Origin of the sequence: Amycolatopsis sp. GA6-003 (genome assembly GCF_046267895.1) — a bacterium.
GTDB lineage: Bacteria > Actinomycetota > Actinomycetes > Mycobacteriales > Pseudonocardiaceae > Amycolatopsis.
This window is the reverse complement of record NZ_CP176499.1, coordinates 2,706,552-2,720,161: the sequence shown is the minus strand read 5'-3', so window position 1 is coordinate 2,720,161 and position 13,610 is coordinate 2,706,552. Positions and strand designations below refer to the sequence as shown.

Genomic DNA, 13,610 nt, shown 5'->3' with positions numbered 1-13,610 from the left:
GCCAAGAGTAGCGGTTTGACCTGGGCTTGCCGGTGCGCGCATAGCCCTTGTGGGTCAACGCGGATCACCTCATTGCTGGCTGGTGTCCGCCGCCTCGGGCGTGTCACGGTGGTAAGGCCCGTGTGACGCAGCGTGTCCGAGGAGTGAGGTGCCGAGGTGACTGTCCCGCTGGCCTGGCTGTTCACCGCACTGTTCGCGTTGCTGGCGCTGCCGTGCGTGCTGCGCCTGGTGAAACTCGACTACGTGAGTCTCGGCCACCGGGTGCGCAACGGCGATCTCGCCGAACTGCTGCTGGTCGTGGCGATGGTCGCGATGCTGTCTCCGGTCGGCGGCCCGATCCCGGCGGCGGGCTGGCAGGCGGTGCTGGTGCTGACCGCGGGCTGGTTCGCCTGGTCCGCCTGGCGAGGCCGGGCCGAGGGGCACAGCTGCGCGCACCACGCGCTGTCCGCGGCCGCGATGCTGTACATGGTCACCGCGATGCCGCACGGCGGGATGGCGCACGGGCCGTGGCTCACGATGTCCACAATGGACTCCCGGCTGGCGTGGCCGGTGGTCGCGCTGGTGGCGGCGGCCTACTTCGCGGTGGACGCGGTCCGCTCGGGCGTGGTGGCGGTGCGGTCGCGCGGCACCATGATGCCGGGGCACGCCTCGCGCACGCTGTGCCGTGCCGCGATGGGCGCGGGCATGGGAGTCATGCTGCTCGCGGCGGTGTGAATCAGCCGATCCGCTGGACTTCGCCGTCCGGCGGGAGTTCGGCGAGCTTCGGCAGCGCGTCCGCCGGGTGCGCGGCAACCCATTCGCGAGCGGCGGCGACGTCCCGGCCCAGTGCGTCGATCAGCTCCTGCGACGAGCCGTAAGCCTGCTGGTTGCGCAGGTGCTTGCCGAGCCACACGGTGAGCCGCTCGCCGTACAGGTCGCCCTCGAAGTCGAGCAGGAAAGCCTCGACCAGCCGGTAGCCGTCGGCTCCGTAGTAGGTCGGGCGGCGGCCCACGGACACCGCGGCGGCCACGCGCGTGCCATCCGCGCGTTCCGCCCAGCCGGCCCACACTCCGTCGCCGAGTTCGCCGCGCTGGTCGCGCAGCGCGATGTTCGCGGTGGGGAAGCCCAGCTCGCGGCCGCGCTTGTCGCCCGGCTCGACTGGCCCGCGCACCACGAAGAAGGTGCCGTCTCGCTCGTCCGCCATGGGACAACCGTATAACGGTCCCGATGCTCAGCGGGGCGTGAGCACTGTGTCGGCCAGCACAGGCGCGTCGTCCCGCTCCGGGGCGGTGGTCGTGACCAGCAGCCGGCCGGTTTCGCGCCACACCCGCACGCGCAGGTTTTCGCCGGGGAACACGACCCCGGCGAACTTCGTCCCGAATGCCGAGACGCGCTCGGGATCGCCGTCGAGGACCGCGTCGACCACGGCCTTCGCCACCACGCCGTACGTGCACAGCCCGTGCAGGATCGGCCGGTCGAACCCGGCGGCCTTGGCGAACGCCGGGTCGGCGTGCAGCGGGTTGCGGTCGCCGCACAGCCGGTACAAAAGCGCCTGCTGGGGCAGCGTCGGCACGTCGAGCACGAGGTCCGGTTCGGTCTCCGGCCACTCGATCTTGTCCGACGGCCCGCGTTCGCCGCCGAAGCCGCCCTCGCCGCGGGCGAAGATGCTGGACCGGGCTGTCCACAGTGGAGCGCCGGACTCGTCGGCGACCTCGGTCTCCTGGACCAGCACCGCGGCCTTGCCCTTGTCGAAGACGTCGGCGATCCGGGTGCGCGCGAGTCCCTTGCCCTCGACCGGGATCGGCCGGTGCAGTTCGATCTCTTGCTTGCCGTGCAGCACCTTCGCCAGGTCGATGTCCACGCCGGGGAACTTCAGCGCGGGCGGGGTGAAGGTGCGGAGATTCGCCGCGACGGTGGCGAAGGTCGGCAGCACGCGCAGGTCGCGTTCGTAGGTGTAGCGCAGTTCGCGTTCGGCCACCGGATCCGCGCCCGCGCCGACCGCGAGGTGGTACAGCAGCACGTCGGACGGTGTCCAAGCGAAAGCGACCTCGCCGAGATCGGCTCCGATCGCGACCGCGGGGTCGATGGGCACGGGCTCTCCACTCACTCGTAGCTGACGGACACCTCGTCGGTCAACGGTACCGACTGGCAGGCCAGCACGATCCCGTCGGCGATGTCCTCGGCGTCCAGCACCTCGTTGTTCAGCATCTTCACTTCGCCGGAGACAATGCGGCACGCGCACGCGCTGCACTGGCCCTCTCGGCAGGAATACGGCGCGTCGAGACCTTCGGCGAGCAGGTGGTCGAGCAGCTTCCGCTGCCGCGGCCAGGTGAGCTGCCGGGTCTCGCCGTCGAGGTCGACGGTGAGCGCGGTGGTCTCGCCGCCGGTCTCCTCCTCGGGTTCGGGTTCGTCCGCGAAGGGATTTCCGGTGAGCGAGTGGAATTTCTCCACGTGCACGCGTTCCCGCGGCACACCTAGCTCGCGCAACGCGTCCTGTGCGGCGGCCATGAACGGAGCCGGGCCGCAGAGGAATGCTTCATGTCCCGAGTACGGCTTGGCGAGCGCTCGCAGCGCGGCGACAGTGGGCAAGCCCTGCAAGGTTTCCAGCCAGTGCACCACGGTGAGCCGGTCGCCGAACCGCTCGGCCAGTTCCCGCAATTCCGCGGCGAAGATGACCGACTGCTCGTCGCGGTTGGCGTAAACCAGCACCACCTGCCCGCTGCCCTTTTCCAGCGCGGACTTGAGAATCGACATCACCGGCGTGATCCCGCTGCCCGCGGCGAACAACAGGAAATCGGTGTCCAAAGAGGACGGGCAGAACACGCCGGACGGCCGCAGCACGTCGATCGTCGCGCCCGCCTTCAGTTCGTCGCAGACCCAATTCGAGCCGTACCCGTCGGCGGTTCGCTTGACCGTGACCTGCACCCGGCCCTCGTGCGGCGCGCTGGAAAGCGAATAGCACCGCGCGACGGAACCCGTCCGGTCGCTGGGAATCCGCAGCGTGAGGAATTGCCCGGGGGAGTAGGCGAACCGGTCGATATGTTCGTCCGGCACGGTGAACACGATGGACCTCGCGTCCGCGGTTTCCTCGATCACCTCGGCGACGGTGAGCGTGACGACGTCAGTCATCGCCCACCTGCCCGAAATCGCCGTCGCGCACCGCGCTGTCGATGCTGTCCGCGAGTTTCTCGCAGGTGTCCAGCAGCGCGGTGTTGCCGCCGGAAGCGGCGTGCGCGGCGAACACCGGACAGCTGGCCGCGGCGTCGGTGGTCCACTGGATGCTGGTGTGCTTCAGGCTGTTTTTCTTGACCAGCACACCGGTTCCGCAGCTGCGGCACTCGTGCGGCCGCAACCCGGACGTGAGGAATTCGGTGGCTTCGGCCGTCACACCCCAGCCTCCTCCGACGTGGCCGGCACAGCCGCCGCCTCGGCCTCCGCCCGCTGGCGCGCCAGGTTCTCCCGCACCTCGGCCGCCCACACTTCGTTCGCCTTCGTGGTGTCCACTTCGAACTCGAACCGGCGCGTCATGTCCTCGGTGACGTCCGCGGCGTCCACGTAGAACTGCTCGTACCAGCGGCGCAGCTGGTAGACCGGGCCGTCCTCCTCGCACAGCAGCGGATTGTCGATCTTGGTCTTGTTCTTCCAGATCTCCACGTCCTGCAGGAAGCCGACGCCGATGCCCTTGGCGAGCTTCGCCGCGATCTTGTCCGCGTGCTCGTCGGAAACGCCGGGCATCTTCTTGACCATGATGCCCCACTGCAGCACGAACGACGTCGGCGAAACCGGATAGTGGCAGTTGATCAGCACGTTCTCGATTTCGAAGCCCTGGAAGGAGTTCACCAGCCAGTTGATCATGTAGGACGGGCCGAAGTACGACGCCTCCGAGCGGAGCAGGTTTTCCTCGCCGCCGTAATTGGACGCCATGCCCACGTCCGGGCGGCCCTTGGTGTTGAGGTACTGGGTGGCGATGTGGCCTTCGAACACGTTCTTGAAATACGTCGGGAACGCGTAGTGGATGTAGAAGAAGTGCGCCATGTCCACCACGTTGTCGATGATCTCGCGGCAGTTGGCGTTCTCGATCAGGATCGAGTCCCAGGTCCAGTTGCTCCACTCGTCGCTGAACGCGCCCTCGACGCGCGGGATCACCACGTGCTCCGGCGGCGGGTTGCCCTCCGGGTCGTGCCAGACGAACAGCTGCTTGTTCTCCTCCAGCACCTGCCACGACCGGGTGCGCGCCCGCAGCGGGACCCGCTTGGCGTAGGGGATCGACTTGCACTTGCCGTCGCCGCCCCACCGCCAGTCGTGGAACGGGCAGGCGATCTCGTCGCCCTTCACCGAGCCCTGGGTCAGGTCGCCGCCCATGTGCCGGCAGTACCCGTCGAGCACGTTGAGCTTCCCGGCGGTGTCGGCGAACACGACGAGCTTCGTGCCGAACGCCTGCACCGCGTGCGGCTTGCCGTCTCGGAAACTGTCCGCGAGCCCGAGGCAGTGCCAGCCGCGGGCGTACCGCGCCGGGGGCGCCCCGGCGTCGATCGTGCGGATCTGCGATCCATCGGTCTTCGGCGTCACTGCCTGCCTCCCGTGCCGGTCTGATCTTCGTTCGCCAGCGCCTGTGCCGCAAGGTAGCCGAACACCATCGCCGGGCCGATGGTCGCGCCCGGCCCGGCGTAGGTCCGGCCCATCACCGGCGCGCTGGTGTTGCCCGCCGCGTAGAGGCCGGGCACGACCGTGCCGTCCTCGCGCAGGACGCGGGCGTTCTCGTCAATCCGCAGCCCGCCCTTGGTGCCCAGGTCGCCGGGCACCACGCGGACCGCGTAGTACGGGGCCTTGGCCAGTTCGCCGAGGCTCGGGTTGGGGCGGTTGCGCGGGTCGCCGTAGTAGTGGTCGTAGGCGCTGAGCCCGCGCTGGAAGTCCTCGTCGACGCCCTTGCGCGCGAAGCCGTTGAACCGGGTGACGGTCTGCTCCAGCGCGTCGGCGGGCACGTCGATCTTCTCGGCGAGCCCGGCCAGCGTCGCGGATTTCGCCACGATCCCGGCCTGGTACCAGCGCCCGGGCAGCGGCTGCCGCGGGCCGAGGCCGGTGAACAGGTAGCGATCGCGGTAGCGCTGGTCGAACACCAGCCACGCGGGGACGTGCTTGCCCGGGCCGTCGCCGTCGCCGTACATCGCGTGCACGGCCTCGACGTACGGCGCGGATTCGTTCACGAACCGCGTGCCCTGGGAGTCGACCATCAGGCAGCCGGGCCGCGAACGTTCGGCGAGCGCGAACCACGGACCGCCGGTGAGCGGGAACGACGGGCCCCACCAGGCGTCGTCCATCAGGTCGGTCGCCGCGCCGAGCTTGAGCCCGGCGTTGATGCCGTCGCCGGTGTTCGCCGCCGCGCCGACGGTCCATTCGGTGCCGATCGGGGCGCGCTGGTACTTGGTGCGCATCTCCTCGTTGTGCTCGAAGCCGCCGCAGGCCAGCACCACGCCACGCCGCGCGCGGAACAGCGTTTCGACCCCGTCGCGGCGGGCCACGATGCCAGTGACGACGTCGTTTTCCACCCGCAGGTCGACCAGCGGCGTGTCGAGCAGCACCTCGACGCCCGCGTCCCGCAGCCCCTTCCGGAGCCCGGCCGCAAGCGCTTGCCCCATCGACAGCAGCTGCTGTCCGCGGACGCGGCCGATCAGCCACTTCATCCCGAGCGCCAGCATCCGGGCGACTCCGCGCGGATGCCGGGCGATCAGGCTCAGCCAGCGATAGTCCGACTGGGTGATCGGCACGCCGAGCGGCGGCGCGCTGTACGGCGGTTCGAGCTTGGCCAGGTCGGCGCCGAGCAGCTTGCCGTCGAGCGGCTTCGGCTCGACCGACCGGCCACCGGGACGTCCGCCGGGCGCCTCCGGGTGGTAGTCGCTGTAGCCCGGCACCCACTTGAACTCCAGCGGCGTGTGCCGCGTGACGAATTCCAGCACTTCGGGGCCGTGGTCGAGGAAAGTCGTGCGCAGGCGCTCCGGCACGACGTCGCCGACGATCGACTCCAGGTACTGCCTCGCGCGTTCGGGTGGTTCTTCGATGCCCGCGGCGCGCAGCGCGTGGTTGCCGGGCAGCCAGACGCCCCCGCCGGAGCGGGCGGTCGAGCCGCCGAAGCAGGCCGCCTTTTCCAGCACCACCACGGAAAGCCCGCGATGGGCGGCGGCGAGCGCGGCGGTCATCCCGGCGGCGCCGCTTCCGGCCACCACCACGTCGTACTCGTCCGACATGCCACCTCACATGCAACGTGTTATCGGCTAAAGCTGGCCTGCTCGGGGCCACTTCCGTCACCATAGACGAGAACGTGTTCCAGTTCTAGGGTGGCGGACTATGGACGAGCTCGGGGCGGACGTCGTGATCATCGGAGCCGGCGCGGCCGGCGTGTGCGCGGCCATCGAAGCGGCCGACGCGGGCGCCAGCGTGCTCCTAGTGGACCGCTTTTCCGGCGGCGGGGCCAGTCGCGTGAGCGGCGGCGTGGTCTACGCCGGGGGAGGGACGCCGCAGCAACGCGCCGCGGGCGTCGACGACAGCGTGGACGCGATGTACGCGTACCTGCGGATGGAGACCGGCGACGTCGTGTCGGAACGGACTTTGCGGCGGTTCTGCGAGGAAAGCGTCGACATGGTGGCGTGGCTGGAGCGGCAGGGGGTGCCGTTCGAGGGAAGCATGTGCGACTACAAGACGTCGTATCCCAGCAACAAGCACTACCTGTACTACTCCGGCAGCGAACTGTCCGGCGGCTTCCGCGATGTCGCCAAGCCCGCGCCGCGCGGGCACCGGGTCAAGGGACCGGGCACGTCCGGGAAGCTGCTGATGAAGCAGTTGCTGGCGGCGGCCCGCGAGCGCGGGGTGCGGATGCTGCCGCAGACGCAGGCGCTGAATCTGATCACCGACGACTCCGGCACGGTGACCGGAGTGCTCACGCGCACCTTGCGGGATGCGCCATCCTGGGTGCGGGCGCGGCACGCGCGGCTCGCGGATTGGGCGGCGAAGCCGGGCATTTACGTGCCCGCGATGCGCCGGTCCCTGCATCAGCGGGTCGAGCGGATCGAACGCAAGCATGCGCGTGAGCTGCGGATTTCCGCGCGGCGAGGCGTCGTGCTGGCGGCGGGCGGCTTCATCGTGAACCGGGCGATGGTGCGCGAGCACGCGCCCGCGTATCGCGGCGGGCTCGACCTCGGGACCTCCGCCGACGACGGGTCCGGCATCCGGATGGGCGTGGAGGCCGGCGGCCGCACGGCGGAGTTGCACCGCGTGTCGGCGTGGCGGTTTCTCACGCCGCCGTCGGCGTTTCTCGGCGGGCTGCTGGTGGGCGCGGACGGACGGCGGATCATCGACGAATCCCGGTACGGCGCGGCGATCGGCGAGCGCATGATCGAGGAGCACGGCGGACGCGGCTGGCTGCTGGTCGACGCGCCGATCGTCGCCGAAGCCCGGCGAGACGGGCGAAAACAGGGCCAATGGTTCGCGACGCTGCAGCTGCGGTACCTGCTGGGCAAGGGCCGGGTGACCGGCGGGACCATCGAAGAAGTGGCCGCGCGCGCTGGAATCGACCCGGCGGGGCTGGCGGCGACCTATGCCGAGTACCAGCGTGGTCCGGACCCGGCGGGCAAACCGGCGGACTTCGCGCGCCCGCTGGACACGCCGCCGTACTCGCTGATCGACGTGTCGGTGAAACCCAATCTCGGCTACCCGTGCCCGATGCTGACGCTGGGCGGCCTGGTCGTGGACGAGGACACCGGCGCGGTGGCCGGCGTACGCGGGCTCTACGCTGCCGGGCGCACCGCGGTGGGAATCTGTTCCAGGTCGTACGTGAGCGGTCTTTCGCTGGCTGACTGCGTGTTTTCCGGTCGTCGGGCGGGGTTGCACGGCGCGCTCGGGGCGGACCGCGTCGACAAAAACGAGAACGTGTTCTAGTCTTGAGCGTGTCGAGCGAGAGAGGACGGCCGATGAGCGAGCTGGCTGCCGTGATCGCGGGGGTGCGCGACCTTCTTCCCGTGCTGCGGGAACGCGCACAGGAGACCGAGGACGCCCGTCGGATCCCCGCCGAATCAGTGAAAGCGCTGCAGGAGACCGGATTTTTCCGCCTGCTGCAACCGAAACCGTACGGCGGCTTCGAAGCCGACCCGGTCACCTTCTACACCGCGGTCAAGCTCATCGCGAGCGCCTGCGGGTCCACCGGCTGGGTCGCGTCGATTCTCGGCGTGCACCCGTGGCACGTCGCGTTGTTCGACGCCCGGGCCCAGGCGGACGTGTGGGGCGAGGACCACGACGTGCGGATTTCGTCGTCGTACGCGCCGATGGGCAAGGCGACCGTCGTCGAGGGCGGCTACCGGCTGTCCGGGCGATGGAGCTTCTCGTCCGGGAGCGACCACTGCACGTGGGTGCTGCTGGGCGGGCCAGCGTTCGCCGACGGCAAGCCGGTGGACTTCTGCACGTACCTCGTGCCGATTTCGGATTACTCCATTGTGGACGTCTGGGACACGGTCGGGCTGCGCGGCACTGGGTCCAACGACATCGTCGTAGAGGACGTGTTCGTGCCGAAGCACCGCGCGCTGAGCTTCATGGCGACGTCGAAGTGCAAGACGCCGGGGCAGGAAGTGAACCCCGGCCCGCTGTACCGGCTGCCGTACGGTTCCGTGCACCCGAGCACCATCACCGCGCCGATCATCGGGATGGCGCAAGGCGCGTACGACGCGCACGTGGAGCACCAGGGCAAGCGGGTGCGGGCGGCGTACGCGGGCGAACAGTCCAAAGAGGACCCGTTCTCCAAGGTGCGGATCGCCGAGGCGAGCAGCGAGATCGACGCGGCCTGGCTGCAGCTGACGCACAACATCGACGAGCTGTACCAGCTGGCCTGCAAGGGCGAGAAGCTGCCGTTCAGCACGCGGTTGCGGGTGCGCCGGGACCAGGTGCGCGGCACCGAACGGGCGATCTCCGCGATCGACCGGCTTTTCGAGAACTCCGGCGGCCGCGCGCTGCAGCGGGGCACGCCGATCCAGCGGTTCTGGCGCGACGCGCACGCGGGCCGGGTGCACGCGGCGAACGACGCGGAGCGCGCGTACGTCATGTTCGGCACCGGCGAATTCGGTTTGCCCGTCGAGAATGCGATGGTCTGATGGTGCCTGAAGGTTCCTATGTAGACACTGCGGGCGGGATTCGCCTGCACTACCACGAGTCTGGCGCGGAGAACGCCGAGACGGTGCTGTTGCTGCACGGCGGCGGTCCCGGTGCCTCGGCGTGGAGCAACTTCGGCCGGAACCTGCCGGTGTTCGGGAAGTCCTACCGCACGCTGGCGATCGACCAGCCCGGGTTCGGCCGGTCCGACAAGCCGACCGACCACCCGCAGTACTTCCGGCACAGCGCGGACGCGGTCGTCGGTCTGATGGACCGGCTGGGCATCGAAAAGGCGCACCTCGTCGGCAATTCGCTCGGCGCGGGCGCGGCGGTCCGGCTCGCCCTGAACCACCCCGGGCGCGCGGGACGGCTGGTGCTGATGGGCGCGGGCGGGCTGAGCGTCAACGTGTTCTCCCCGGACCCGACCGAGGGCGTGCGGCTGCTGTCCAAGTTCGCCGGTGATCCGACGCGGGAGCGGATGGAAGCCTTCCTCCGGATCATGGTGCACGACCAGGCTTTGGTCACCGACGAGCTGATCGACGAACGCTTCGAGATCGCGCGTTCGCCGGAGTCGCTCGCCGCGATGCGGGCGATGGGCAAATCGTTCAGCCTGCCGGACTCCTTCGAGGAAGGCATGTTGTGGCGCGAGGCTTACCGCCTGCGGCAACGGGTCTTGCTCGTCTGGGGCCGGGAGGACCGGGTCAACCCGCTCGACGGCGCTTTGCTGGCGTTGAAGACGATTCCGCGTGCGCAACTGCACGTGTTCGGCGGCTGCGGGCACTGGGCGCAGCTGGAGAAGTTCGACGAGTTCAACCGACTCGCCCTCGACTTCCTCGGGAGTTCGTGATGGCTATCCGTTCGCTGGGATATCTGCGCATCGAAGCCACGGACATGGACGCCTGGCGCGTCTACGGGCTGAAGGTGCTCGGCATGGTGGAGGGTTCGGGCACCGATCCGAACGCGCTCTACCTGCGCATGGACGATTTCCCGGCGCGATTGGTGATCGTGCCGGGGGAGAAGGACCGCTTGGCGCAGGCGGGCTGGGAAGCGGCCAACGCCGCGGAACTGGACGACGTCCGCGCCCGGCTCGACGCGGCTTCGGTGCCGTACAAGGAAGGCACGCCCGAGGAACTGGCGGACCGCCGGGTGGCGGAGCTGATCAGCTTCACCGATCCGTCCGGCAACACCCTGGAGGTGTTCCACGGGGTCGCGCTGCAGCACCGGCGGGTGGTGAGCCCGTACGGCCACCGGTTCGTCACCGGCGAGCAGGGCCTCGGCCACGTGGTTTTGTCGACTCACGACGACGAGGCCGCGCTGAGGTTCTACCGGGACGTGCTGGGCTTCCGGCTCCGCGACTCGATGCGGCTGCCGCCGCAGATGGTGGGCCGCCCGGCCGACGGCGACCCGGCGTGGCTGCGGTTCTTCGGCTGCAATCCGCGCCACCACAGCCTGGCGTTCCTGCCGATGCCGACGCCGAGCGGGATCGTGCACCTGATGGTGGAGGTCGAGGAGACCGACGACGTCGGGTTGTGCCTGGACCGAGCGAAACGCAAGAACGTCCCGATGTCGGCGACGCTCGGCCGGCACGTCAACGACCTGATGCTGTCGTTCTACATGAAGACCCCGGGCGGCTTCGACGTCGAGTTCGGCTGCGAGGGCCGGCAGGTCGAGGACGAGGCGTGGATCGCCCGCGAGAGCACCGCGGTTTCGTTGTGGGGACACGACTTCTCGGTAGGCGCACAATGACAGCGGCGGTTCCGGAGGCCGTGTCGGACCGGTTTCGCGAGGTGCTGGGCCACTTCTGCACCGGGGTGACCGTGGTGACCGGGTACGTCGAGGGCTCCTCTTCGCTGGCCGGTCCCGCCGGGCCGGTCGGGTTCGCCTGCCAGTCGTTCGCGGCGTTGTCGCTGGACCCGCCGCTGGTGCTGTTCTGCGTGGCCCGGACGTCGCGCACCTGGCCCGCGCTGGCCGCGGCGGGCACGTTCGCGGTGAACGTGCTCGCCGAGGACCAGCAGGCGGTCTGCGCCGAGTTCGGCCGCCGCGGCGGCGACAAGTTCTCCGGGGTCTCCTGGCGGCCCGCCCCGTCCGGCGCGCCGCTGCTGGACGGGGCCCTGACCTGGGTGGACTGCGCGGTGCAGGCGGTCCACCCGGCCGGGGACCACTACGTGGTGGTCGGCCGCGTGACCGCACTGGGCGAGACGTCCGACGCCCGCCCGCTGCTCTTCCACCGCGGCCGCTACACGGTCACCGAACCGGTGCCGGACGCCCTCACCGCGCTGATGCCCTGGCCCCGCCCGGACGACTGGCTCTGACTCCCTCGTGAGCGGCGATCACGGTTCTAACCGTGATCGCCACTCACGACGCCTACTTCCAGCGGAAGTGCACGAACACCCGCCCGAAGTTGTCTTTGTCCTTCTCTATGCGGTGGTAGAGCGCCTTCACGTCCTTGCGCTCCAGGAACCGCAGCACGTGCTTCTTCAGCTGCCCTGACCCCTTGCCCGGGATGATCTCCACGAGCGGCGCCTTCTTCGCGACCGCCTCGTCGATGACCGCGCGCAGCGCCCGGTCGATTTCCCCGCCGCGGTTGTAGATGTCGTGAAGATCGAGCTTGAGCTTCATGCCCTCCTTCCTACCGCACGCCCATATAGTCGACATCGACTACTCTTGCGCGTATAGTCGATCCTGACTAAGGAGCTGTGGTGAAGCGACGCGTGGTGGGGAATCCGCTCGGACTGGCCGTGCTGGCGGGCTTGCTCGAGGAGCCGATGCATCCGTACGAAATGGCACGGCGGTTCGTGGAGTACGGCAAGGAGCGGGATTTCAAGTACACCCGCAGCTCGCTGTACATGGTGGTCGGGCAGCTGGAGAAGGCCGGGTTCATCGCGGCGCAGGAGACCCTGCGCGATTCCGCGCGCCCGGAGCGGACCGTCTACGCCATCACGCCCACCGGCCGGCTCGAGCTGTTCGACTGGATGCGCGAACTCGTCGCCGAACCGGCCACGGAGTATCCGTTGTTCGGGGCGGCGCTGTCGTTGTTCGTGGTGCTGCCGGCGGACGAGGTGCACGAGTTGCTGCAGCAGCGGCTGGCCGCGCTCACCGCGATCGCCGACGACATCCGCGCGACCATCGAAGCCGGGCGCGAGCAGGGGCTCGCCTGGTGGTTCCTGGTCGAGGAGGACTACCGGCTGACGAAGGTCGAGGCGGAGCGCGGCTTCGTCGAACGGCTCGCCGAGTCGGTCGCCGGGGAGGACTACCGGCAGGCGTGGGAAACCTATTTCAAGGGGAGAACATGAACGTATTAGTGATCGGCGGCGGCATCGCCGGCGCGGCCACCGCGATGGCGTTGCAGCGAGCGGGCATCGACGCCACCGTGTACGAGGCTTATCCGAAGGCGGCGGACGGAGTGGGCAGCGCTTTGACGCTGGCTCCCAACGGCCGCAACGCTTTGCGGCAGATCGACGCCGACGCCGCGGTGGCCGCGGTCGGCATCGAGGTGCCCGGAATGGTGATGCAGAACCACAAAGGCCGGGCGGTCGGCAGATTCGACGGGCTGCCGGGCCTGCCGTCGAGCCTGTTGCTGCGCCGGGACCGGCTGTACCGGGCGCTGATGGACGAAGCGCGGAACCGGGGGATCGCGGTCGAATTCGGGAAACGCCTGGAGTCCGTTGAGGACAAGCCGGACCGGGTGAGTGCGCGCTTCGCGGACGGTTCGGTCGTTTCCGGAGACGTGCTGATCGGCGCGGACGGCATCCGGTCCGCGGTACGGTCTGCTTTGGACCCAGCGGCGCCCGCGCCGCGGTACACCGGATTGCTCGGCCTCGGTGGCTGGATTCGCAATCCCGGCCTGCCGGGCACCGGGATGTATCAGCATTTCGCCTTCGGCAAGCGCGCGTTCTTCGGCTATTTCATCGACGCGGACGAGATTCTCTGGTTCAGCAACGTCCCCGCCGCGGACCCGGCCGAGGCGAAGACCGCCTCGCCGGAGCACTGGCTTTCGGTCCTGCGGCAGCGGCACGCGGACGACGTCCCGGCGCGCGACATCATCGCGCTGCTGAAGCCGGAAGACGTGGGCCAGCCGGGAATCCTGGAAGACATCCCCACGGTGCGGACGTGGCATCGCGGCCGGGTCGTCCTGGTCGGCGACGCCGCGCATCCGACGTCGCCGAGTTCCGGACAAGGCGCGTCGCAGGCGGTCGAGAGTTCCCTCGAACTGGCCCGCGCCCTGCGAGACAACGCTGACGTGGCAACGGCTTTCGCACAGTATGAGACTGCCCGGCGGGAACGGGTGGAGCGGATCATCGCGCGGGCGGCGAAGATCAACAACGACAAGGCGGCGGGGCCGGTGGCGCGGATTATGCGTGACTTGCTGATGCCCCTGATGATGAAGACGGTGATGAATCCGGAGAAGGTTTTCGGGGACCTGCATCGTCACCGGATCGAGTTCGGGTCCGCTCCTGCCGCGGTCTAGCGGAGGCAGGCTAGCGCGGACCGGTGCCCGCTGG

General features: G+C 69.4%; 15 protein-coding genes. 8 read left to right on the top strand and 7 right to left on the bottom strand.

What is annotated here, in order from left to right; translation table 11 throughout:
* Nucleotides 1–156: 156 nt before the first annotated feature.
* Complete coding sequence (locus F9C12_RS11750) at nt 157–714, top strand: DUF5134 domain-containing protein (protein ID WP_409182010.1); 558 nt, start codon at nt 157–159, stop codon at nt 712–714.
* Between the two features lies 1 nt (nt 715).
* On the opposite strand, the gene F9C12_RS11745 is transcribed toward F9C12_RS11750, so the two are convergent.
* The 6 genes from F9C12_RS11745 to kstD are packed head-to-tail and all read right to left on the bottom strand — an operon-like array spanning nt 716 to nt 6,221.
* Nucleotides 716–1,183, bottom strand: coding sequence for a riboflavin kinase (locus F9C12_RS11745; RefSeq protein ID WP_409182009.1), 468 nt, complete (start codon nt 1,181–1,183; stop codon nt 716–718).
* Nucleotides 1,184–1,210: 27 nt separating this feature from the next.
* Nucleotides 1,211–2,071 (bottom strand): MaoC/PaaZ C-terminal domain-containing protein, encoded by an 861-nt coding sequence (locus F9C12_RS11740; protein WP_409182008.1) that lies wholly within the window; start codon nt 2,069–2,071, stop codon nt 1,211–1,213.
* Between the two features lie 11 nt (nt 2,072–2,082).
* Nucleotides 2,083–3,108, bottom strand: coding sequence for a 2Fe-2S iron-sulfur cluster-binding protein (locus tag F9C12_RS11735; protein ID WP_409182007.1), 1,026 nt, complete (start codon nt 3,106–3,108; stop codon nt 2,083–2,085).
* On the bottom strand, nt 3,101–3,367 hold the full coding sequence (locus F9C12_RS11730; RefSeq protein WP_409465881.1) for a hypothetical protein: 267 nt from the start codon (nt 3,365–3,367) through the stop codon (nt 3,101–3,103). Before F9C12_RS11730 ends, F9C12_RS11735 begins: the two co-directional genes overlap by 8 nt.
* Nucleotides 3,364–4,548: a Rieske 2Fe-2S domain-containing protein gene (locus F9C12_RS11725; RefSeq protein WP_409182005.1), complete on the bottom strand. Its 1,185-nt coding sequence runs from the start codon at nt 4,546–4,548 to the stop codon at nt 3,364–3,366. Before F9C12_RS11725 ends, F9C12_RS11730 begins: the two co-directional genes overlap by 4 nt.
* The gene (gene kstD, locus F9C12_RS11720) at nt 4,545–6,221 is read right to left on the bottom strand and encodes a 3-oxosteroid 1-dehydrogenase (protein WP_409182004.1); all 1,677 of its coding nucleotides are present in this window, start codon (nt 6,219–6,221) and stop codon (nt 4,545–4,547) included. The genes F9C12_RS11725 and kstD overlap by 4 nt, the downstream gene beginning before the upstream one ends.
* Nucleotides 6,222–6,321: 100 nt before the next feature.
* Here kstD and F9C12_RS11715 point away from each other — a divergent pair, with 100 nt between their 5' ends.
* The 5 genes from F9C12_RS11715 to hsaB are packed head-to-tail and all read left to right on the top strand — an operon-like array spanning nt 6,322 to nt 11,420.
* Nucleotides 6,322–7,908 carry an FAD-binding protein gene (locus F9C12_RS11715; RefSeq protein WP_409465880.1) on the top strand — a complete coding sequence of 529 codons (1,587 nt, stop codon included), beginning with the start codon at nt 6,322–6,324 and terminating at the stop codon, nt 7,906–7,908.
* A 32-nt stretch (nt 7,909–7,940) separates the two neighbouring features.
* On the top strand, nt 7,941–9,110 hold the full coding sequence (gene hsaA, locus F9C12_RS11710) for a 3-hydroxy-9,10-secoandrosta-1,3,5(10)-triene-9,17-dione monooxygenase oxygenase subunit (protein WP_409465879.1): 1,170 nt from the start codon (nt 7,941–7,943) through the stop codon (nt 9,108–9,110).
* Complete coding sequence (gene hsaD / locus F9C12_RS11705) at nt 9,110–9,955, top strand: 4,5:9,10-diseco-3-hydroxy-5,9,17-trioxoandrosta-1(10),2-diene-4-oate hydrolase (RefSeq protein WP_409465878.1); 846 nt, start codon at nt 9,110–9,112, stop codon at nt 9,953–9,955. Before hsaA ends, hsaD begins: the two co-directional genes overlap by 1 nt.
* Nucleotides 9,955–10,854, top strand: a complete 900-nt coding sequence (gene hsaC / locus F9C12_RS11700; RefSeq protein ID WP_409182000.1) for an iron-dependent extradiol dioxygenase HsaC — start codon at nt 9,955–9,957, stop codon at nt 10,852–10,854. Before hsaD ends, hsaC begins: the two co-directional genes overlap by 1 nt.
* Nucleotides 10,851–11,420: a 3-hydroxy-9,10-secoandrosta-1,3,5(10)-triene-9,17-dione monooxygenase reductase subunit gene (gene hsaB, locus F9C12_RS11695; RefSeq protein ID WP_409465877.1), complete on the top strand. Its 570-nt coding sequence runs from the start codon at nt 10,851–10,853 to the stop codon at nt 11,418–11,420. The genes hsaC and hsaB overlap by 4 nt, the downstream gene beginning before the upstream one ends.
* Before the next feature lie 52 nt (nt 11,421–11,472).
* Here the strand turns inward: hsaB and F9C12_RS11690 are convergent, their stop codons facing one another.
* Nucleotides 11,473–11,727 carry a Smr/MutS family protein gene (locus F9C12_RS11690; RefSeq protein WP_409465876.1) on the bottom strand — a complete coding sequence of 85 codons (255 nt, stop codon included), beginning with the start codon at nt 11,725–11,727 and terminating at the stop codon, nt 11,473–11,475.
* Nucleotides 11,728–11,807: 80 nt separating this feature from the next.
* Here F9C12_RS11690 and F9C12_RS11685 point away from each other — a divergent pair, with 80 nt between their 5' ends.
* Both F9C12_RS11685 and F9C12_RS11680 read left to right on the top strand, forming a co-directional pair.
* On the top strand, nt 11,808–12,401 hold the full coding sequence (locus F9C12_RS11685; RefSeq protein WP_409181997.1) for a PadR family transcriptional regulator: 594 nt from the start codon (nt 11,808–11,810) through the stop codon (nt 12,399–12,401).
* Nucleotides 12,398–13,576 carry an FAD-dependent oxidoreductase gene (locus F9C12_RS11680; protein WP_409465875.1) on the top strand — a complete coding sequence of 393 codons (1,179 nt, stop codon included), beginning with the start codon at nt 12,398–12,400 and terminating at the stop codon, nt 13,574–13,576. The genes F9C12_RS11685 and F9C12_RS11680 overlap by 4 nt, the downstream gene beginning before the upstream one ends.
* The last annotated feature ends 34 nt before the right edge of the window (nt 13,577–13,610 follow it).